Raw genomic sequence first — 20,663 nt, 5'->3', positions numbered from 1 at the left:
GGACGCCCCGGCCGCGACGGCGGCCGGCGTGCCGGAGGCGGGGGAGTGCGGGGTCTCAGTCGGTACGCGGCCCGGTGGCGTGCCGGATCCACACGTTGGGCTCGACGTAGACGGCGTGGTCGCGCGCGGTGTCGCAGTGGACCGGTGCCAGTGCGCCGGGTACGTCGACGGCACCGTCCCGGTCGAACGGCAGCCCGGTCCACCGCCGCCACTCGGCCAGTGAACCGGCCACCGTCATCGAGGCGGGCGCGACCTTCTCGACGGTGCCGCCCGCCTTGACGTGCACCCGTACCCACGGGTCGGCCGGCAGCCCGTCGTCCCGGCGCCGACGGAGGTAATCGGCCATGGGGAGGCGCGGCTCCAGGTGCTTGGCCGTGGGGCGGACCGGTGCCAGCAGGGCGTCGTGGCCCTGCCGGCCGACAGCCTCCCGCAGCGCCGCCAGCAGCCGGTAGGACAGGCCCCGGCCGAGGTGGCCGACGTCCAGGGTGATCTCCAGCGCGCTGGCCGCCGTCGGTGTGCGCCCGGCCTGCCGGTCCTGGAACGCCCAGACCAGCACCCGGTCCCAGCCCTGGTCGGGCATCTCCTCACGGCCGTCGAGCCCGGCGGCGAACGGCACGGCGAACCCGCGCGCCACGATCCGGTCCCCGTCCGTCGCGACCACGCAGTACTCCGGGAACTCCACGGGCACCCTGCTCAGCAGGGCGTTCGCCACCGGCTCGTGGTGGGTGAACACGGGCCAGGAGTCGTCGATCTCGTAGAGCCGCGAGGCCAGTGCGGGGCGCTCGGCCAGCCGGGTGATCCGGATGCCCTCGTCCGTCGTGGCTGTCGCGGTCCCGAGCGCTGTCTCTTTCTCTGTCATGGCGCAGGACCCTGCCACGGGCCGTGCCCCGCGCCAAGGGAAATACCCCAGGTCAGGCGTGGTCGCCCTGGAGCCACTGGAGGATCTCCGGAGTCACCGGATCGGTGATGTCGGCGAACCCGTCGTGCTTCTGGAGGTACTTGGCCACGTACGGGCAGACGGGGACGATGCGCATGCCGCTGTTCCGTACGTCCTGGAGAGCCGCCGTCACGAGCACCGATGCCAGGCCGCGGCCGGCGAAGGCGTCGTCGATCTCGGTGTGGTAGAAGACGCGCTGCTTGTCCCGGTCGCGGTAGACGGTGAAGCCCGCGGGCTCCCCGTCGACCTGGATGGTGTACCGGTGCCGTGCGTCGACGCGCTCGACAACGGGGGCGGGGGTGTCCTGGGTCATGATGGTCCGTTCCTGGGACGCGGGGTGGGGATGAGAAGCTGATCATCAGGGTAGCCCCGAGCCTCGCCCGGGTGTTCGGATGCCTGCTCGTGGCCGGTGCACGGGTCACGTGGGCGCGTCGTCCCCGCCTCCGGTGCCGCTCTCCAGGATGGAGACGATGGAGAACAGCGAGAAGCAGATGGCGCCCAGGCCGACGAGGACACGGGCCGCGACGACCACGGCGGGATCGGCCGACTCGAAGAGGAACGAGGAGAGGAACAGGCAGAGCAGCGCGGTGCCGACCGGAATCAGCGGGACCCGGTTCGCCAGCGGGGCCTCGCGCCGCCAGACGAGCGCGAGCAGCAGTACCTTGCTGAGGATGCTCCAGCAGATCAGCCCCAGCCCGATCATGACGAAGGGGGCGGCCAGCTGGGAGGGCCGGGTGTGCACGGCGAGGACGATCAGCGCCCAGACGATACCGATGGCACCCAGGGCGGCGGCCGCGGCGGGCCACAGCACGCGTTCCCGACGGGTGTAGGTGTTCTGGATCTGCCGCAGGATGCTGGCCACGAGGCCGATGAGGCACGTGCAGACGAGCGCCAGCCCGGCCATGACGTGCCCGGCGGTGAACCGCCCCGCCGCCTGGCCGCCACCCCCGCCGGCCAGCAGGGTGAGGGCCCAGGCCCAGGTGACCAGGGACGCGAGGACCGGAAGCGCGGACAGGGCCAGGACGGCGGGCCGGCCGAACGGCGCCGGCGAACGCGGTGCGGAGCCCTCCGGCAGCGCCGAGTTCTCGGTGATCAGCACGAAGCGGGTGGAGGCCGTGGCCACGCACGACACGCACACGCAGATCATGCCGACCCCGAAGATCACGTGCCCGGCGACGAAGTCGGGAGGCGGCCGCGGCCTCTCGGTGAGCAGCGAGAGCCCGTATCCCACGGTGACCCCGCTGACCGCGAACCCGAAGACCGGGTAGAGGAACCGGTCCAGCGTGGTGTACCGGCCGATGAGCTGCCTGATGATGGTCGCCGCGGTCGCGAACAGGCACAGGCAGATGGCCGCCAGAAAGATGAGCACCGGACCCGCGACGTGGGCGGCCGGGCCGGACGCGTGGGCGAGCACGTATCCGCCGAGCGCGGCCGACACCGCGCCCATCAGCAGAGGAATGGCTCGGAACAGGACACTGACCTTGTAGTTCATCAGGCCTCCCGGCGATGGGTATCCCCATCATCCTCATGCGCGCCGTGCCGCGCTGCCACCGGGCCCGGCGTGAGGAGCGCTTCCCCGGGCGGACGCCGATGGATTCCGCCATCAGGGGCCGGCGTATGGGGTACGACCGGCCCGCATCGGCCTGGCCGCACCGACCGGACACCCGGGCGGCGCCCCCTTCTGACGCTGCGCACCGCACCGCGTCGGAGGCAGGCTTGAAGGAGCGGGGCCGGAGGGGCTCCGTGAACCGGCCCGTCCGTGGGCGAAGGCCCCGGGGCCCGTACACGAGGAGCAGGACGATGACCGGTGCGAAGGTGGAACGCAGGCACAAGGTCTTCCCCGACTTCAACGACTGGTTCAGCAGGGAGTTCCCCGGGCTGCCCGGCTGGCGCCCCGACGCGGCGGCCCACTCGATTCCGGTGGAGGTCACCCGGGGCGACGGCGCGTACGTCCTGAGGGCCGAGCTTCCCGGAATGGACCCGGAGAAGGACATCACGATCACGGTCGACGACGACCTGGTCACGGTGAGCGCCGAGCACGGCGAGAGCACCCGGGACACGGAGCATTCGGAGTTCCGCTACGGATCGTTCCGCCGGACCGTGCGTCTTCCGGACCCGGTGCCCGCCGAGGGCGTCGAAGCCTCCTACGCGGACGGCATCCTCACCGTCCGCGTCCCGATGCCCGACCAGCGGGTCCGGGAAGCGCGGACCATTCCGGTGAGGCGGGCCGGGACCACGGGCGGGGGCGACCGGGGGTGAGCCGGGCCGGACGTGTGTGAGGTCCCGTCGGGAGGTGCGTGATGAGCGTCCACGAGCAGCCGGTCCGGTACGTGCACGGGCGCGTTGCCGTGGTGTTGGTCCTGGTCGTGGCGTTGGTCTGCGGTGTGGTCACGGCGGGGCTCCTGTGGGCTGCCGGGGTACGGGCCGAGCGTGCGTACACCGGGCGGCTGCACCGGGTGACGGCGACGACCACCGGGGCGGCCGAGCCCTCGGTGCCCCTGGCCGGGCAGGACGGGTGGCCGCATTCCGTCGCCTCGGCGGTCTGGGTCTATCCCGAGGGCGTCCGGCGTTCCGGGACGGTCGAGGTCCCGCCCCGGACGCCCGAGGGGCGCACGGTTGCGGTGTGGGTGGACGCGGCGGGTGCCCCGGCCCGGCCGCCTGACGACGGGACGGAACGGGTGCTGACCTCGTTCTGCGGCGGTACCGCGGCGGCGGGGACCGCCGGGGCGGCCGCGGCCGGTGTTCTCCTCGTGATGCGGCGACGCTCCGAGGCCCGCACCTTCGCGGCGCTCGACCGGGAGTGGGCCCGGGTGGAACCCGTGTGGTCCGGGCGGCCCCGGAGCGGGACCGACAACGACTGAACCGGGCCGGTCCCGGGCACGGACGTCACGTACCGGCGTCGGTGCCGTCCTCGTGGCGGAGCCGGTCGACGACCCCGACCACCCCGTCGGCGCTGTTGCAGAGCCTGAGGAGGACCGGGACGAGCCCGGGGCGGCGCACGGTTCCGCTGAGGGTGACCAGGCCGTCCTCGACGTCCACGGAGAGATCCGAGGGGCTCAGGCCGAGCGTGCGGGTGATCACGTCCTCGATGATCTCCTCCTGGATCGCCCGGTCCCTGCGGAGGAAGAGCTGGATGAGATCGCTCCGGCTCAGCACGCCCACGAGCCGCCCGGAGTCGTCGGTCACGGGCAGCCGCTTCACCCGCTCCCGGTCCATCACACGAGCGGCCCGCACCACGCTCCAGCCGGGCCGGGCGACCACCGCGGGGCTCGACATGAGAGCCCCGGCGGTCTCCCGTCCGGAGCCGACGGCGCGCCGACGCACGAGATCGGCCTCGGAGACGACCCCCAGCGGGCGGTTCGACCCGTCCACCACGCAGACCGCGGTGATGTCGAACTCGTCCAGGAGCCGGGCGATCTCCTTGAAGCCTGTCTCCGGTACGACGCTGACGACTGCCGGCGTCATCAGCTCGGCGACGCTTCGGTGCCTCATGGCGGGTTCCCTCCCGTGCTCGGTGCCGTACTGCCACCTCTCAGGATCGCCGGTACCCGCCCCGTCCGGCGAGGGCCGTCCGGCCCCGCCCGCGGATCCGCCCCGGGCGGGGCGGATCGTGCGCTACCGCCCGCCGCCGGAGCCCACGGGCCGGGGCCGCCCGCCGTCGGCGCGCGGCGCGGTCACTCCCTGCTGCTCGTACGTCCACACCGCCAGCTGCGTACGGGACGTGAACCCCAGCTTGCCGAGGATGCGCTCGACATGGTTCTCCGCGGTGCGCTGCGCGATCGTCAGCCGCACCGCGATCTCCTTGTTCGTGAGCCCCGCGGCGACCAGCTCCGCGACCTGGCTCTCCCGCCGTGTCAGCCCCGGCGCCCCGGCCGGATCGTCCAGTGCGTACGCCATCGCCTCGTCCACCGTGGCCCGCGCCCCGCGCCGGAACTCCCGTTCGAAGACCGCCCCGGACAACGCCTCCCGCACCCCCGCGTCGAAGCGCAGGTGCTGCCCGCGCATGAACGGCGCCGCGCCGAGCCGCCCGCCCAGCGACCCCCACAACTGGTGCAGCACGCCCAGCAGCCGGGCCGCGGACTGTGGCGCGTCCCGCATGCTCCACGCGATCACCTCCACGCACATGGCCACGTCCCACCAGTCCTCGAAGGGCCGCAGCAGGCCGATGGCCGCCCGGGCGTGTCCGATCGCCTCCCCGGGCGCACCCGCGCGCCGCGCCAGCAGGGCACGGGCGAGCAGTGCCATCCCGCGCAGCCACGACTCGCCCCGCTCCCGCGCGGCGTCCTCGACCTCGCCGCACGCCTCGGCGGCCGTCGCGACGTCACCCCCGTAGGCGTGCGCGATGGCGAACTTGACCCGGCACTCGAGTGCCGCGTCGAGACATCCCTGCGCACGGAACTCGGTGTACGCCCGGACGAACAGCCCGGCGGCGCCCGCGAAGTCCTCGCGCCAGACGGCGAGGATCCCGTGGTGGTGCCGGACCCATGCCGCCTCCCGCCGATGACCGCCGAGCCGTGCCGCCCCCTCGCACGCGGCGAGCGCGTCGGCCACCTCGTCGTCCGGGGCGCCCTGCAGAATGCCCAGGTAGGTGTCGGTGACCAGGGCCCGGACCCGGGCCTCCTCCGTGTCCGGGCCGCCCTGGGCCCGGTCGGCGGCGAGCAGCAGCGACAGCCAGCGGCGCCCCTCGGACAGCAGCCCCGCCGTGAGCCAGTAGTGCCGGGGCGACACGGCCAGCGCCAGACCGGCCCGCGCCCGGCCGGGCCGCTCCAGGCAGAACTCCAGGGCCGCGCGCAGGTTCGGACGGTCCGTCCGCAGCCGCGTGAACCAGTCGACCTGCCGGGGACCGAACCACTCCTGCCCGGCCCGCGCGGTCAGCTCCGTGTAGTGGTCCAGGTGCCGGGCGCGGAGCGCGTCGAGCGAGCCCGACGCGACCAGCCGCTCATGTCCGTACTCCCGGACCGTCTCCAGCATGTGGTAGGTCGAACGCCCATTGTCCCTCCGGCAGTTGACGATCGACTTCGCCACCAGCGCGTCGAGGGCGTCGAGCAGGGAGGCGGCCGGCAGCCGGTCGTCCGCGCAGACCCGCGCCAGCCCTTCGAGGTCGAAGCCGCCCCGGAACACCGAGGCCCGCGCCCACAGCAGCCGCTCGTGCTCCGTGCACAGCTCGTGGCTCCAGTCGATCAGCGCGCGCAGGGTGCGCTGCCGGTCGACGGCTACGCGGCTGCCCCCGGTCAGCAGTGCGAACCGGTCCGTGAGCCGCTCCAGGATCTCCTGCGGTGTCAGGCTCCGGACCCGCGCCGCGGCCAGCTCGATCGCGAAGGGGAGCCCGTCCAGACGGCGGACCAGCTCCGCGACGGCGTCGGCGTCGGCCTCCGTCACCGTGAAGCCGGGCAGCACGGCGGCGGCCCGCTCGGCGAACAGCGCGACCGCCGGACTGCCGCTCGGAGTACGCGCCCGGCGCCCCGCCCCGGCGACGTCACCGGTCTCCGGCACGGGCAGCGGCTCCACCGGGAACACCTGCTCGCCAGCGATCCCGAGCGGCTGCCGGCTCGTCGCCAGCACACGCAGTCCGGGGGCGGCCCGCAGCAGTGTGTCGACGAGCCGGGCGCAGGCGTCGACCAGATGCTCGCAGTTGTCCAGGACGAGCAGGACGCGCCGCTCGCCCAGCCGGTCCACCAGCGCGGCCGTCGTCCCGGCCCCCGGACGCACCGGACGGCCGGCGTCGAGGGCGCCCAGGACACTCGTCGCCAGCAGCTCGGCATCGCGCAGATCGGCCAGCTCGGCGACGTGCACCCCGTCGGGGAACGAACCCGTCACATCCGAGGCCACCCGCAGCGCCACCCGCGTCTTGCCCACACCGCCGACCCCGGTGAGCGTCACCAGACGGGCGCCGGAGAGCAGCCCCGCGATCCGCGAGCACTCCGCCCGTCGCCCGATAAGCGACGTCAACTCGCCTGCCCCCGCCCTCATGGGCGGCCATCATACGGACGTGCGACGACCGGGACCGGCCGATCAGCGGGCAGAGTTGAGTAGTTCTCCCGTATCCCCGCACGCGCACCGGTCCGACACTCGACGACGTGGAATCGGACGATCATGCGAGGTGTGCGTTGACGGCGGACGCGGCAACGGGGAACGGCGAACGGGCAGGGCGCCTGGGGGAGCGCGTGTGGACCTACCAGGGAGCGGTGTCCAGACGGGTCCTGAGCGTGTTCGTCGTACTCGTCATCGTGTTCATCGTGATGTGCGTCGTCGCCCGCGACCACGCCGTCGAGGGCTCCTTCCTCGTCGCCATGTGGGCGGTCCCCGCGGCGGCCGCCGGGTGCGCCGCGCTCTGCGTCCGGCACACCAGGATCCGGCTCCGAGAGTACGAGCACGGCTTCGAGTTCCGCCGCCCCGGACGCCGGACGCTGCGCCGCACCTGGGACGAGATCGCCTCCGTCGAGTCGACCAAGGTGTCCGTCCGCATCAACTTCAGCCACTCCCACGACGTGGTCAAGACCGTCCTGCGCCCGTACGAGGGCGGCCCGATCCGGCTCAAGGACCTGGACTACATCAAGGTCCGCCAGGAATCAGGCTTCTGGCGCCTGGCCACCCGGGGCCCGGTCGACAACGCCCGGCCGTTCACCACGCGCGCCACGAGGGAAGTGGCCGAAGCCGTCGCGGCACGGCACCTTGAAGAGTTGGGCGAGGGCGGCGAGTTCCGCTGGGGCGCCCTGACGTTCACCCGTGACGGCCTGACCCTCGATCCGTTCCCGGGCCTGCTGAAGTGGTCCCGCATCGCCTTCGTGTCCGGAGGTCCGAACACCGGCGTCCTCCTCGACGTACGGGGCCTGGCCGGGCACGTCGGCAGCCGGGCCCTGAAGCCGCGCGCCACCAGGGCCGGCTACAGCACCGAAGGCGACCGCCTGGAGGTCTTCAGGCCCGTCCGCCGTCCCGGGTCGGACTACGCGGCCCTGGAGCGCGTCCTCGCCAACGGCGCCGCCCTGACCGACCTGCGGCACCAGGACCCCGACCGGTGACCGGCCCGGGACGGAACACTCCTGGCGATCTGGGCCCGGTGATCGGCCGCCATCCGGTCGACCACCGGAAACGATGGGTGAACGCGGGCTGGGCCCTGCTCGTGGCCGTTGTGTCCGGCCTGCTCGGCGCAGGGACCCTGCCCGCGACCGACGAGGGCACACCCGGCGGCAACAAGGCGGTCGGCCTTGTCCTCGGTCTCTGCCTGGGCGCGGTGATCGTCGCGGTGACCCAGATCGTCCGGGCGCTGCATGGCAAGCCGGGCGAGTACTTCGAGACACACGAGGAGGGCCTGATCCATGGATCCCGGCGCGGTACCACGGGCTGGTCCTGGAACCGCGTCACCTCGCTCCATGTCGACGGCGACGCGGTGAACGGCCTCGCGACCCGGCTCGGCAACGGCTACCGCATAGAGATCGGCCTCGACGACGGCACCCGGCTGCGCACCGACGGACTCGCCGAACGCGCCGGTGACCTGGGACGGGTCCTGCTGGCCCGGTGCCCGCACGTCGCTCTGAAACCGCGGACCCCCTGGTACGGCCGGGCGGGCGCCTGGCTGCTGGCGGCGGCCGCTGCGTGCGCGGCGGCGATCCCCGCGATGATCCTCTACATCCTGGACCACCCGGACGAGGAACACCGGGTCACCACGGGCGCGGGCATGACCATGGTGCGGACCGAACCGGGCATCGGCGAAGCGGGCTACGCGTTCCTGTCCATCGGCATGCTGGTGTGCGCGATCACCGCGATCTCCCTCGTCATCGCCTACGTGCGCGGCAGGGCCTACCGCTGACCCGCCCGGTCCGCGGCGCGGCGGCCGCCAGGCGGAACCACGAGGGGAGCGGCGGTGCCCCGGCCGGTGCCGGCCGCGCCGACGGTCCGGGCGAGCCGGAGCAGGTGCGTCGAGGTCGGTTCGTCGGAAGCGGCGGGCGGGTGGCGAAGAAGTACCCCATCCGCGGGCCTGTCGGCTACGAAGAACGAGCGACACAGCACATGTTCCCCGAGGCCGGACCATCCCCGGGCCGGTCCGGCTCCGCTCAGCGACAACCCGAGGACCGGCATGCGATGGACGCCCCGCCCCCAGACGGCCGCACCAGGCCGCCTATTCGCCTTCTCCCCACAGCTGGAGCCCCAGAGGTGAACCAACCCGTCCCCTTCAGCGCCCGCCGCGCCTGCGACCCTGCCCGACGCGACCTCGACGACGTCATGCAGAAGGTCGCCCACGGCGACAAAGAGGCGTTCTCCGCCCTCTACGACGCCCTGGCACCCATGGTGTTCGGGATCGTGGTCAAAGTCGTACGCGACCGGGCACAGTCCGAGGAGGTCGCGCAGGAGGTCATGATCGACCTGTGGAGGCAGGCCGCCCGCTACCGCCCCGACGCCGGCTCCGTGACGACCTGGGCCGCCACCATCGCCCACCGGCGCGCGGTGGACCGGGTCCGCTCCGCCCAGGCCGCCACCGACCGCGAGCACGCCCAGGCCGCCCGCGAGCACACCACCGCCTTCGACGAGGTCGCCGAGCAGGTCGAGACCCGCCTGGAATCGGAGCAGGTCCGCCGCTGCCTGCAGGGGTTGACCGAGCTGCAGCACCAGGCGGTGACCCTGGCCTATTACCGGGGGCTGACCTACCGTGAAGTCGCCGAAGCCCTGCGCGCTCCTCTTCCCACCATCAAGACACGCATGCGCGACGGGCTCATCCGGCTCCGCGACTGCATGGGGGTGACCACATGAAACACCACGCCACCGACGCCCACACCCTCGCCGCCGCCTACGCCCTCGGAGCCCTCGACGACGACGAGCGGCAAGCCTTCGACGCCCATCTTCACGCCTGCGAGGCGTGCAGGCAGGAAGCGGCCGAGTTCGAAGCCACCGCAGCCCGGTTGGCCGCGGCCGTCTCCCAGCCGCCGCCCGTGGCTGCCAAGGAGCGGGTCATGGAAGCCATCGACGGGGTCCGTCAACTGCCCCCGCGCGTGCCCGCCCCCGCGGCCGTGCCCGCGCTCGGCGACATGCTGCGCCGCCGTGCCGTGCCCCTGGCCCTGGCCGCCAGTGTCGCCGCCGCCGCACTCGGCGGCGTCGCCGTGTGGCAGGCGCAGAACGGACAGGGGCTCAAGCAGCAGGCCCGACGGGCCCAGCAGCAACTCGACACAGTCAGCGCCGTCCTGGCCGCCCCCGACGCCCGCACCCTCCACGGAAAGGCGGCCAACGGAGCCCTGACCACCGTGGTCTCCTCCGGACGGCAGAACAAGGCCGTCTTCACCGCCGCCGGCCTCCCCGCACCCGGGGCGGGCAGGACCTACCAGCTGTGGCTCGACCACGACGGCACCATGCGCCCCGCCGGACTCATCGACCACGACGGCACCGTCGTCCTCGACGGTGACCCCGCGGACGCCGGCGCCGTGGGCCTCACCCTCGAACCCGCCGGAGGCTCCCCCCGGCCCACCACCGATCCTCTGCTCCTGATGGCCTTCCCCACCTGATCGGGGCAGACCACCGCGATCATCGGCGGTGTGCCGCCACCGACGCACCGGATCGAGATCCCCCATGCCCCGCACCCCGGGGACCGGGGACCCCGTCGGTGGGTTCCGCCCGCCCGCCGCCACCCCGACCGCACAGCTCACCGGGCTCTCCGCCTGAACACACGCACGATTCCCGCGACACGACGTCACACCGCCGTGGATCTCACCCAATCCGACCGCCCGGCCGCTGCGAAGTACGGATGAGACGCAGCGGCCTGGCGGCGTACCGATGGGTGGGAGCGGTTGTGAGGGAAGCGCGGAAAGCGGCTGTCGTGGGAGGCGGCGTGGCGGGTCTCACCGCCGCCTACATCCTGGCGTCCTCGTACGAGGTCACCCTGTACGAGGCGGACGACCGGCTCGGCGGTCACGCCCACACCCGCGAACTGCCGGAACCCGGTGGGGGCACGGTGGCCGTGGACTCGGGGTTCATCGTCCACAACGAGCGCACCTATCCCACCCTGCTCCGGCTCTTCCGTGAACTGGACATCGGCACGCAGGACGCCGAGATGAGCATGTCGGTCCGCTGCGACGGCTGTGACCTGGAGTACGCGGGGGCTCGTGGCCCGGCTGCCCTGTTCGCCTCCCGAGCGGCCCGGCGCGGCCGCCATGTACGGCTGCTGGCGGAGGTACCGGTCTTCCACCGCCGCGCCCGCCGCCTCCTCGCCCGCAAGGTCCACCCCGGCGTCACCTTCGGGGACTTCCTGCGCGAGGGCGGGTTCTCCCCCTACTTCGTCAGCCACTTCGCCCTGCCCCTGGTCGCCGCGGTGTGGTCCTGCCCGGCGACGACGGCCCTCTCCTACCCCGCCGCCTACCTGTTCGCCTTCCTCCACCACCACGGCCTGCTGTCCGTCACGGGCTCCCCGCAGTGGAAGACCGTGACGGGTGGCTCCGGCGCCTACGTCACCGCCGCCGCGAAACACGTCCAGCGCATCCGCACCTCGAGCCCGGTCGACACCGTCCGGCGCACCGGCCGGGGCGCGCTGATCACCACCGGGGACGGCGGCACCGACGCCTTCGACGCCGTGGTGATCGCCACGCACCCCGACCAGGCGCTGCGTGTGCTCGCCGACCCGACCGAGGAGGAACAGCTGCTCCTGGGCTCGTTCACCTACTCGCGCAACCCCACCGTGCTGCACACCGACACCCGGGTCCTGCCGCGTTCGCCACGCGCCCGCGCCTCCTGGAACTACCGGATGCCGGGCTGCGACCCCTCGGCGGAGCCCGTCCGCGTCAGCTACGACATGCGGCGTCTCCAGGACCTGCCCGAGGGTGCCGACTACATCGTCACCCTGGGCGGGGAGGACGGCATCGCCGCCGACCGCGTCGTGGAGCGGATGGTCTACGAGCACCCGGTGTACACGGCTGCCTCCGTCGCCGCACAGAAACGGCTGCCGCGCCTGAACGACGGGGTGACCGCCTACGCGGGGGCCTGGCACCGCTGGGGCTTCCACGAGGACGGCTGCCGCTCCGGCGTACGGGCCGCCCGGTCCCTGGGGGTGCGCTGGTGACCGGGGCCGCGCGACCCGCCGCCCCCGCGGCGCTCTACGAGTGCGTGATCACACATGCCCGCACCACCCCGCTGCGCCACTCCTTCCGGCACCGCACCTACCTGTGGTGCGTGGACCTGGACCGGCTGCCGGTGCTGCCCCGGCCGGTGCGCCCGCTCGCCCGGTTCGACGCCCGCGACCACTTCGGCGGCGGCACCGATTCCATCCGTGCCGGACTCGACGCACACCTCGCTGCCCACGGCATCGACCTCGACGGCGGGCGCGTCACGATGCTGGCGCACGCCCGGGTGTTCGGCTTCGTCTTCAACCCGCTCACCGTCTACTGGTGCCACGACCGCTCCGGCGCCCTGGTCTGCGTCGTGGCCGAGGTCCACAACACCTACGGGCAACGCCACTGCTACCTGCTGCGCACCGACGCCACCGGTGGGGCGGAGACCGACAAGGCGTTCTACGTCTCGCCCTTCTTCGCCGTCGAGGGGCACTACCGGATGCGGCTGCCGCCGCCCGACGACCGGCTGCGGCTCGCCGTCCACCTGGAGAACGAGGAGGGCCGGGCGTTCACCGCCGTCGTCCGGGGCCGCCGACGCCCCGCCACCGTCCCCGCCCTGCTGTCCGCCGCCGCCCGCAGCCCCTGGTCGACCGCCGCCGTCTGGGCCGGCATCCGCCGCCACGGCATCCACCTGCTGCTCCGCGGCCTGCCCGTACATCCCCGTCCCCGGACCGCCCCTCAGGAAGGCACGCCGTCGTGACCCAGCCCGCCACCACGCCCCACGGCCGCACCGCCGGAAACCCCCCGCGTACCGGCCCCCGGCAACGGACCCATCCCGCCCGTGCCACCGTCCCCGCCGCGCGCCGCAGCGAGGTCGACACCGGCCGCTGGCCGGACGTGGCCCTGCTTCCGGCGTCCGGAGCCGCCCGGACCGCCCTGGCCGGACTCCTGGTCGGACGCGCCCTGGACCGGCTCGGCCTGACCGCGCCCGGCGCCGGAGCCCCCGGCCCGCGGCTGACCCTCCACGACCCGGACGCCTTCCACCGGCGCATCGGCCGCCACGGCCTGATCGGCTTCGGCGAGTCCTACATGGCCGGTGAATGGGACAGCGACGACCTGGCCGGGGTACTGACCGTCCTCGCACGCCACGTCGACGAGCTGGTCCCAGCCCCCCTGCGGCGGCTGCGCGGTGTGTGGACGTCCGCCCGACCCGCCGCCGACCGCAACACCCGCACCGGGTCCCGCGAGAACATCCAGCACCACTACGACCTGTCGAACGACCTCTTCGCCGCCTTCCTCGACCCCACCCTCTCCTACTCCTCCGCGGTCTTCACCGGCTTACCCGCCGACTTCGCCTCCCTCGCCGACGCCCAGCACCGCAAGATCGACCGGCTCCTGGACCTGGCCCGGGTCGGCGACGGCACCCGGCTGCTGGAGATCGGCACCGGCTGGGGCGAACTCGCCCTGCGCGCCGCAGCCCGCGGCGCCCGCGTCACCACCCTGACCCTCTCCGCCGAACAGGCCGGCCTCGCCCGCGCGCGCATCGCCGCCGCCGGGCTCTCCGACCTGGTGGACGTCCAACTACGCGACTACCGCGACGCCGAGGGCCGCCACGACGCCGTGATCAGCGTCGAGATGATCGAGGCGGTCGGCGCCGAGTTCTGGCCCTCCTACTTCACCGCGCTGCGCCGCGCGCTCGCCCCCGGCGGCAGGATCGCCCTGCAGTCCATCACCATGGGCCACCGGCAGATGCGGCGCACCGCCGCCACCCACACCTGGATCAGCAAGTACGTCTTCCCCGGCGGCCTGATCCCCTCCCGCCGGGCCATCGCCCGGCACTCCGCCGCCGCCGGACTGACGACCGCCGCCGACCACGGCTACGGCGACCACTACGCGGAAACCCTCCGCCTGTGGCGGCAACGGTTCACCGCGGCCCGGCCCACCGTCACGGCCCTCGGCTTCGACACCGTCTTCCAGCGCATGTGGGAGTTCTACCTCGCCTACTCGGAAGCCGGATTCCGCTCCGGCTACCTCGACGTGCGCCAACTGCTCCTCACCGAAGGGACCCACCGATGAAGCATGCCGCCGACCGACTCGCCCAGCTCATCGGCCACTTCCTCCCCGGCCCCCTCCCCGTGCGCGTCCGCGCCTGGGACGGCAGCCAGGCCGGCCCCGCCAACGCCCCTCTCGTCACGCTCCGCTCACCCGCCGCCCTGCGCCGCGTGCTGTGGCAGCCGGGCGAACTCGGACTCGCCGAGGCGTATGTCACCGGAGACCTCGATGTCGACGGCGACCTCGCCGACGCCCTGTCACGGGCCGGCCGGACCGTCCGAGCCCGTCCCGTCGCCCGCCTCGGGCCCACGGGCGTGGCGGCGGCGGCCGCGCTCGCCCTACGCCTCGGCGCGGCCGGTCCGCCCCCGCCCCGTCCCCAGGGGCGGGCCCGCCTCACCGGCGGCCTGCACAGCGCCTCCCGGGACGGGGCGGCGATCAGCCATCACTACGACCTGTCCAACGACTTCTACGCGCTCCTGCTGGACGAGTCGATGGCGTACTCCTGCGCCTACTGGACCCGGCCCGCAGGTCCCGCGTACACGCTCGCCGACGCCCAGCGGGACAAGCTCGAACTGATCTGCCGCAAGCTCGGACTGCGCGCCGGGGACCGGCTGCTCGACGTCGGCTGCGGCTGGGGCTCCCTCACCGTTCACGCGGCCCGGGAACACAAGGTCAGCGTCACCGCCGTCACCCTCTCCCGCGCCCAGCAGGAATTCGTCACCGAGCGGGCCGCGCGCGAGGGGGTCGCCGACCTGGTGGACGTCCGGCTGCGGCACTGGCGGCACATCGACGGCGGCGGCTACGACGCGGCCGCCGCCGTCGAGATGGGCGAACACGTCGGCGACGCCGAGTACCCCGCCTTCGCCACGAAGCTGCACGACGCGCTGCGCCCCGAAGGCCGGCTGCTGATCCAGCAGATGTCGCGCGGCGCCCACGCACCCGGCGGAGGCGCCTTCATCGAGACGTACATCGCCCCCGACATGCACATGCGCCCCCTCGGCCGGACCGTGGACCTGCTGGAGACCGCCGGCCTGGAGGTCCGGTCGGCCGAATCCCTCCGCGAGCACTACACGGCCACCATCGACGCCTGGCGCGCCACCCTGGAGGACCGGTGGCACGAGGTCCGGGCCCTCGTCGGGGAGACGACCGGGCGGGTGTGGCGCCTCTACCTGGCCGGGGCCTCGCTCGCCTTCACCGAACGCCGCATGGGCGTCGACCAGATCCTCGCCGTGCGCCCCACCCGCGAGGGGACCTCCGCCATGCCCGCGACCCCCGCCACCTGGTACACCGCCCAGAGCCCGGCATGACCGGCACCGACTGGGGCGCCCTCGCCGTCAACCTCGCCGCCTGCGCGGCCACGGCGGGGGCAGTGCTCCTCGCCACGTTCGCCGTCGCCGCCCGCCGCGGCCTGCACCGCCTCGTCGACATCGCCTGGGGCCTCGCCTTCAGTGCCGTCGCCGTCGTCACCTGGCTTCTCTCCGACGGACACGGGGACGACGGCCGACGCCTGCTCGTCGCCGCAGCCACCACCGTCTGGGGCTTGCGACTCTCCGCGCACATCGCACGGCGCTCCCGCGGCCACGGCGAGGACCCGCGCTACACCGCCCTCCTGGACAAGGCCCCCGGCAACCGGACCCGCTACGCGCTGCGCACCGTCTACCTGGCCCAGGCGGCCCTCGTCTGGATCATCTCCCTCCCCGTCCAGGCCGCCTCCTACAGCTCCCGGCCCCTGGACCTGCCGGCCTTCTGCGGGATCGCGGTCTGGGCCCTCGGGCTCGGCTTCGAATCCGTGGGGGACCACCAACTGGCGCGCTTCAAGGAGGATCCCGCCAACCGGGGACGGATCATGGACCGGGGCCTGTGGGCCTGGACCCGGCACCCCAACTACTTCGGGGACAGCCTCGTCTGGTGGGGCCTGTACCTGCTGGCCTGCACCGCCTGGCAGCCGGCCCTCGCCGTTCTCCTCTCCCCGGTCCTGATGACCCTGCTGCTGACCGTCGGCAGCGGCAAACGCCTTCTGGAGAAGCACATGTCCCACCGTCCCGGCTACGCCGACTACGCCGCCCGCACCAGCGGCTTCCTGCCGCTGCCCCCGAAGAGGCCCGGTCCCGCCGGGCCGACGGGCATCGAGTGAGCGGGTCCGTCCTGGACCTGAGGGACGCACGCCGTGCTCCCGGCCCGCCGGGACGGCCGTTCCGTGAGGGGGCCTCAGGCTCTCGTCGTTCGCGGGGCGGCGTCGCGCAGACAGGGCCGGGTGCGGTGGCTGGTGTCGCACCAGGGGAAGATGGCGCTGCGCCGACAGGTGCAGATCGCGACGACGAAGCGGTCGGAGGAGTGCACGGACCCGTCCGGTGCGGTGACTTCCACCGGCCCCTCCACGAGGACGGGGCCGCTTTCGGTCAGGGTGACGCGGCACGGTGCGTCAGGGGCGTTCGGCACGGATGACCACCAGTTCCTCGTTCGTGTCGTCATGGCGCACCAGCCGGTGGTCGCGCAGCCATCGGAGCCGCGAGAGCAGCACGGGACCGAAGGGGATGCGGACCCGGCTGCTGATGGTGGCGTTCAGCCCCGCGCGTTCGAGCCTGCCGAGGGTGGCTTCGGCGCCGCAGAGCCCGGAGTGCACCATGAGAAGGACCCCGCCACCGCGCCGCAGCACCGAGGGCGCCCCCGCGCAGACACGGTCGATCAGCTCCCGGCCGTCGCGGCCCGCGTTCCAGGCGCGGGCCGCGCCGTGGCGGGGGATGCCCGGTGCCGGAACGTAGGGCGGGTTGCACAGGACGAGGTCGAACGAGCGTGCTCCGACGGCGGACGTGAGATCGCTGCGGCGTACGGTGATCCGGCGGCGGTGCAGCATCGCGTTGAGGCGTGCGGTGACGACCGCCCGGAGTGCGATGTCCACGGCCGTCACCTCGCAGCCCAGTTGGGCGGCTCGCAGGGCCAGGGCGCCGCTGCCCGTCCCGATGTCCAGCACGTGGGTCCCGGGGCCGGTACGTTCCCGTTCGAGTGCCGCCAGCAGCAACCGGGTGTCGCTCTGCGGTGCGTAGACCCCGGGGAGCGTGACGAGGAACGGCGGCTGTGCGTGGGTGCGTGTGCGGTCGGCTTCGGCGTCCATGTCGTCCCGCCCTCTCCCGTTCCGGTGACGCACGCGCGTCACACTCCCCACCCTGCGAGGAGCCTCCGGCCGAGGCGGTCCTCGAGGAACGAGGTGGCGGCGATGCCGAACGCGATGTCCGGCTCCAGCTCGGGTTCGTCGTCGAGGAGCCCGCCGATCACGTCGTTCCGGACCACCTGTTCGTGCACGGCGTCGGCTTCGACGTGTTCGTCGTAGAAGTGCTGTGCGGCCGGTCCCGCGCCGGTACGGGCCATTGCGCGGGCGAGGTGCCGGGAGGCCGGAGACGAAGTGATCTCGACGGCGGCGAAGTGCCCCACGAGGGCGCCGCGCAGCGACCGGTGCAGCCCGAACAGGGACATGGCGTTGACGAGGGCGAGCATCTCGGCGTACCCGTGGTCCAGGTAGTACCCGTATCCGGTGTTCAGCCCGAGGTCCGACATGAGGTCCGCGAACAGCCGTGCGTGGACGCGGTCCGCCCTGCCGCCGCCGAACTCGTCGAACTCCACGGCGGCCATCCCGGCCTTGGCCCGTCCGCTCAGCCGGGGCAGCACCCAGGCGTGCGGATCGGCCTCCTTCAGGTGGTAGAGGGAACGCTGCCGCGCGTATTCGCGCAGATTCTCCAACGTGCCCCGTCGCGCGAGGAACTGGGACACTCCGTCGGGATCGACGGGCTGGACCAGCAGTTCGGCCAGGACGTCGGCCAGCGGTCCTGGAGCGGGCACGTCCCGGCGCAGCGCGGTGAGGAAGCGGTCCTCCAGCGAAGCCCGCAGGGAGAGCAGACCGGTGTCCCACTCCCACCCCGGATCGACGCCCTGGAAGCCGCGGTAGTGGAGTTCGTAAGCGGTGTACAGGGCGAGTTGCAGATCCTCGCCGTACGGGTCGCCCGGACACGCCGTCGTGATCCCTGGCGGTGCGGACCGGCTCAGCAGCGCGTCGGTCACCGCTGCCGACAGCACCCCTCTGGGGCGCGGCAGCGGCGGCGTGGTGGGGGCTTCGTGCATCGCGCTTCCCTCCGGCCCGCTCCGGGCGTGCGGAACACGGCAACGCCCGTCGGGCGAGACGTTCACATCCACCTACGATGCTGCCCGCGCCCGGGGAATCCCGCATCCGCGGCGCCGTGGGCCGGTCGGGGTCGGCGGAGCGAGGGGTCAGTCACTGCTCCGGACCGCGCCCGGCAGCCGCACCTGCACCATTCCGTCGTCGGTCACCCGGGTGTCGAAGACCGGCTGGGGCGCGGTCGCGGGCCCGCGCACGTTGGCACCGTCCGACAGGCGGAAGACGCTGCCGTGCCAGGGGCATTCGACGCAGCCGTCAACGATCCTGCCCTCGGACAGGGGACCCGCCAGATGGCTGCACCGGTCCGCCAGCACGTGGATCCGGCCGTCGTCCTCGCGGAAGACCAGCACGGCGGCCTCACCCAACTGACGCCGTACCGCCGTTCCGGCCGGGAACGACTCGGTCCGCCCCACGGCGTGCCATCCGTCGTCCAGCTCGAACGCGAGAGCGCCGGCCTTGTCGCAACCGGCCGCCTGCCGATAGGCGAGATGGCCGCCCAGCAGGGCACCGAAGCCGACGGCGCCCAGACCCGCGAACCCGAGCGCCCTCGCTCTGACCGGATGGCCGTGGGGCCCTCGGTGGGTCCAGGAACGGGCGTACAGCGCGACGGCGGTGGAGACGGACGCGGCGTGGACCAGTCCGGTGCGCTTCTGCTGCGGGTGCTGCTCCGCCCAGTCCACCCACCCGGCCAGGGCGGCCGGCGCGGCGGTCAGCAGACCCATGCCGATCAGCACCCTGGCCCCGCGACGGTTGCCGGGCAGGCAGTCCAGTACCGCTGCCGACAACCAGGCGCCGAGCGGGGCCTGGACCAGGGCGGGGTGCAGGGGGTGTCCGATCGGCAGCCCGTGCAGCACATCACGCGCCCGGCCCAGGGGGAGGGCCTGCACCGCCTGTCGTACCGGCCCGGACAGCACGTCGAGCCGTTCCTGCCGGCCCAGTGCGTCGAGGAACCGCAGAAGAGGGTTCTCGCTCCCGGCCCCGCGGCTTCCCGCCGAGCCGTTCCCGGTACGGGGCGACATGTGTTTCCGGATGGTCCGCGAGAGGCTCATGGCAGGCGTTTGCCATGCGCGTGCCGTGGCCAAACGCCGACCGTCCGGCTCCCACTCCGTCAGCGGCGGACGGTCGCGGAACTGCCCCACCCGGAGGGCGGGGCAGTGGCGGAAGCCGTTACCGGTCGGTCGGCGGAGGCTGGTCGTGGCCACCGCTCATCTTCTTCTTGACCTCGCCCTTGGCCTGCTGCATCTTCCCCTCGGCCTTCTGGCGGCGGTCACCGGTCAACTTGCCCATGGCCTCCTTCGCCTTGCCCTGGATCTTGTCCTTGCCGCTTCCCTGGGTCATGCCTAACCCTCCGAACGTGTAGCGTTCTGCCCCTTCCAACGTAGTTCCTCCCGGCCGTGCGGGCGCGGTGGGGCAAGCGCCGGACAGGGGGGCGCGGGGGCGCAAGGGAGGTTTCAAGCCAGCAAAGCTGGCAAAAGGTCTTATATGGCTCAATTCGGATACACGATGATGACCGAACAAGCCGGACCGTGTTCCCTCGTCGAGCACGTGGTGGCGGCCGAGCGGGCCGGCTTCGACTTCTCCGTCACCTCCGACCACTACTTTCCCTGGCTGGAATCCCAGGGCCATGCGCCCCAGGCATGGAGTGTGCTGGGCGCGGCGGCCCAGGCCACGTCGACGATCCCGCTGATGACGTACGTGACGTGCCCGACGCGCCGCTACCACCCCGCGGTGGTGGCCCAGATGGCCGTGACGGTCCAGGAACTCTCCGAAGGGCGGTTCCGGCTCGGGCTGGGGTCCGGGGAGAACCTCAACGAGCACGTGGTGGGCGGCGGATGGCCCGGGGCCTCCGTACGGCTGGACATGCTCGAAGAAGCGGTGGAGATCATCGCGGCCCTCTTCGACGGCGGCTACGTCGACCGTCACGGGCCGCACTTCTCCGTCGAGCGCGCCAGACTCTGGGACCTGCCCGCCACCCGGGTGCCGATCGGGGTCGCGGTCTCGGGCCCGCGCTCCTGCGACCTCGCCGGACGCCTCGCCGACCTCGTCATCGCCACCGAGCCCGAGCGTGAACTCCTCGAATCCTTCGACCGGTCCGGCGGCGCGGGGAAGCCGCGCGTGGGACAGCTGCCCGTCTGCCACGACGACGACCGGGACGCGGCGGTCGAGCGGGCCCACCGGCAGTTCCGCTGGTCGGTCGGCGGATGGAAGGTCAACTCCGAGCTGCCGGACCCCACGGCCTTCGCGCAGGCGACCACGTACGTACGCCCCGAGGACATGGCGAAGGCGGTGCCCTGCGGGAACGACGTCGACGAGTTCGTCGGGGCGGTACGCCGCTACACCGACGCGGGGTTCACCGAGATCGCCCTCGTGCAGATCGGCGGCGCGCACCAACTGCCGTTCATCCGCTGGGCGGAGCGGGAACTGCTGCCCGCCCTGCGCGAGCTCTGAGGGCTCCGCCCGCGCGGAGGGCCGGAGCCAC

At 73.2% G+C, this 20,663-nt stretch carries 22 protein-coding genes; 12 read left to right on the top strand and 10 right to left on the bottom strand.

From position 1 onward, the window contains the following. Nucleotides 1–55: 55 nt before the first annotated feature. The 3 genes from ACWC97_RS00715 to ACWC97_RS00705 form a co-directional block, all read right to left on the bottom strand. Nucleotides 56–859 (bottom strand): N-acetyltransferase, encoded by an 804-nt coding sequence (locus tag ACWC97_RS00715; RefSeq protein WP_450646569.1) that lies wholly within the window; start codon nt 857–859, stop codon nt 56–58. Between the two features lie 52 nt (nt 860–911). Continuing rightward, nucleotides 912–1,250 (bottom strand): GNAT family N-acetyltransferase, encoded by a 339-nt coding sequence (locus ACWC97_RS00710; protein ID WP_352276641.1) that lies wholly within the window; start codon nt 1,248–1,250, stop codon nt 912–914. 105 nt (nt 1,251–1,355) lie between these two features. Continuing rightward, on the bottom strand, nt 1,356–2,429 hold the full coding sequence (locus ACWC97_RS00705; protein ID WP_352276643.1) for a DUF2776 family protein: 1,074 nt from the start codon (nt 2,427–2,429) through the stop codon (nt 1,356–1,358). A gap of 308 nt (nt 2,430–2,737) precedes the next feature. On the opposite strand from ACWC97_RS00705, the gene ACWC97_RS00700 reads away from it, so the two are divergent. Together ACWC97_RS00700 and ACWC97_RS00695 are read left to right on the top strand one after the other, a co-directional pair. Next, nucleotides 2,738–3,196, top strand: a complete 459-nt coding sequence (locus tag ACWC97_RS00700) for an Hsp20/alpha crystallin family protein (RefSeq protein ID WP_352276644.1) — start codon at nt 2,738–2,740, stop codon at nt 3,194–3,196. 41 nt (nt 3,197–3,237) lie between these two features. Next, nucleotides 3,238–3,798, top strand: coding sequence for an Rv1733c family protein (locus ACWC97_RS00695; RefSeq protein WP_450646566.1), 561 nt, complete (start codon nt 3,238–3,240; stop codon nt 3,796–3,798). Nucleotides 3,799–3,823: 25 nt separating this feature from the next. Here ACWC97_RS00695 and ACWC97_RS00690 read toward each other — a convergent pair whose 3' ends face one another. Together ACWC97_RS00690 and ACWC97_RS00685 are read right to left on the bottom strand one after the other, a co-directional pair. Continuing rightward, nucleotides 3,824–4,429: a CBS domain-containing protein gene (locus ACWC97_RS00690; RefSeq protein WP_352276647.1), complete on the bottom strand. Its 606-nt coding sequence runs from the start codon at nt 4,427–4,429 to the stop codon at nt 3,824–3,826. A gap of 123 nt (nt 4,430–4,552) precedes the next feature. Next, on the bottom strand, nt 4,553–6,907 hold the full coding sequence (locus ACWC97_RS00685) for an ATP-binding protein (protein WP_450646564.1): 2,355 nt from the start codon (nt 6,905–6,907) through the stop codon (nt 4,553–4,555). Nucleotides 6,908–7,122: 215 nt separating this feature from the next. On the opposite strand from ACWC97_RS00685, the gene ACWC97_RS00680 reads away from it, so the two are divergent. The 9 genes from ACWC97_RS00680 (at nt 7,123) to ACWC97_RS00640 (ending at nt 16,150) form a co-directional block, all read left to right on the top strand. After that, complete coding sequence (locus ACWC97_RS00680; protein WP_352276650.1) at nt 7,123–7,956, top strand: hypothetical protein; 834 nt, start codon at nt 7,123–7,125, stop codon at nt 7,954–7,956. After that, on the top strand, nt 7,953–8,744 hold the full coding sequence (locus tag ACWC97_RS00675; RefSeq protein ID WP_352276652.1) for a hypothetical protein: 792 nt from the start codon (nt 7,953–7,955) through the stop codon (nt 8,742–8,744). Before ACWC97_RS00680 ends, ACWC97_RS00675 begins: the two co-directional genes overlap by 4 nt. 344 nt (nt 8,745–9,088) lie before the next feature. Beyond that, entirely contained in the window at nt 9,089–9,682 is a 594-nt protein-coding gene (gene sigK, locus ACWC97_RS00670; RefSeq protein WP_450646561.1) for an ECF RNA polymerase sigma factor SigK, read from the top strand. After that, the gene (locus ACWC97_RS00665) at nt 9,679–10,428 is read left to right on the top strand and encodes an anti-sigma factor (RefSeq protein WP_352276654.1); all 750 of its coding nucleotides are present in this window, start codon (nt 9,679–9,681) and stop codon (nt 10,426–10,428) included. Before sigK ends, ACWC97_RS00665 begins: the two co-directional genes overlap by 4 nt. 239 nt (nt 10,429–10,667) lie before the next feature. After that, nucleotides 10,668–11,975 carry an NAD(P)/FAD-dependent oxidoreductase gene (locus tag ACWC97_RS00660; RefSeq protein ID WP_352276655.1) on the top strand — a complete coding sequence of 436 codons (1,308 nt, stop codon included), beginning with the start codon at nt 10,668–10,670 and terminating at the stop codon, nt 11,973–11,975. Further along, nucleotides 11,969–12,724 (top strand): DUF1365 domain-containing protein, encoded by a 756-nt coding sequence (locus ACWC97_RS00655; RefSeq protein ID WP_450647446.1) that lies wholly within the window; start codon nt 11,969–11,971, stop codon nt 12,722–12,724. The genes ACWC97_RS00660 and ACWC97_RS00655 overlap by 7 nt, the downstream gene beginning before the upstream one ends. Then, nucleotides 12,721–14,040, top strand: coding sequence for a class I SAM-dependent methyltransferase (locus ACWC97_RS00650; RefSeq protein WP_450646559.1), 1,320 nt, complete (start codon nt 12,721–12,723; stop codon nt 14,038–14,040). Before ACWC97_RS00655 ends, ACWC97_RS00650 begins: the two co-directional genes overlap by 4 nt. Continuing rightward, nucleotides 14,037–15,323, top strand: a complete 1,287-nt coding sequence (locus ACWC97_RS00645) for a cyclopropane-fatty-acyl-phospholipid synthase family protein (protein WP_352276660.1) — start codon at nt 14,037–14,039, stop codon at nt 15,321–15,323. The genes ACWC97_RS00650 and ACWC97_RS00645 overlap by 4 nt, the downstream gene beginning before the upstream one ends. Then, nucleotides 15,320–16,150: a DUF1295 domain-containing protein gene (locus tag ACWC97_RS00640; protein ID WP_450646557.1), complete on the top strand. Its 831-nt coding sequence runs from the start codon at nt 15,320–15,322 to the stop codon at nt 16,148–16,150. The genes ACWC97_RS00645 and ACWC97_RS00640 overlap by 4 nt, the downstream gene beginning before the upstream one ends. Nucleotides 16,151–16,224: 74 nt before the next feature. On the opposite strand, the gene ACWC97_RS00635 is transcribed toward ACWC97_RS00640, so the two are convergent. From ACWC97_RS00635 to ACWC97_RS00615, 5 genes are all read right to left on the bottom strand, one after another. After that, nucleotides 16,225–16,455, bottom strand: coding sequence for a CDGSH iron-sulfur domain-containing protein (locus tag ACWC97_RS00635; RefSeq protein ID WP_352276663.1), 231 nt, complete (start codon nt 16,453–16,455; stop codon nt 16,225–16,227). Continuing rightward, nucleotides 16,439–17,128, bottom strand: a complete 690-nt coding sequence (locus ACWC97_RS00630; RefSeq protein WP_450646555.1) for a HemK2/MTQ2 family protein methyltransferase — start codon at nt 17,126–17,128, stop codon at nt 16,439–16,441. The genes ACWC97_RS00635 and ACWC97_RS00630 overlap by 17 nt, the downstream gene beginning before the upstream one ends. 38 nt (nt 17,129–17,166) lie before the next feature. After that, entirely contained in the window at nt 17,167–18,129 is a 963-nt protein-coding gene (locus tag ACWC97_RS00625) for an iron-containing redox enzyme family protein (protein ID WP_352276666.1), read from the bottom strand. A 147-nt stretch (nt 18,130–18,276) separates the two neighbouring features. Continuing rightward, nucleotides 18,277–19,203 (bottom strand): Rieske (2Fe-2S) protein, encoded by a 927-nt coding sequence (locus ACWC97_RS00620; protein ID WP_352276668.1) that lies wholly within the window; start codon nt 19,201–19,203, stop codon nt 18,277–18,279. A gap of 148 nt (nt 19,204–19,351) precedes the next feature. Continuing rightward, entirely contained in the window at nt 19,352–19,522 is a 171-nt protein-coding gene (locus ACWC97_RS00615) for a CsbD family protein (protein ID WP_352276669.1), read from the bottom strand. 144 nt (nt 19,523–19,666) lie between these two features. Between ACWC97_RS00615 and ACWC97_RS00610 the strand changes: the two genes are divergently transcribed. Next, the gene (locus ACWC97_RS00610; protein ID WP_352276670.1) at nt 19,667–20,632 is read left to right on the top strand and encodes an LLM class F420-dependent oxidoreductase; all 966 of its coding nucleotides are present in this window, start codon (nt 19,667–19,669) and stop codon (nt 20,630–20,632) included. Nucleotides 20,633–20,663: the final 31 nt, after the last annotated feature.

The organism is Streptomyces sp. NPDC001108 (genome assembly GCF_053598535.1).
Note: the sequence above shows the minus strand (reverse complement) of the source record. Positions and strands in the feature narration are given on the sequence as shown.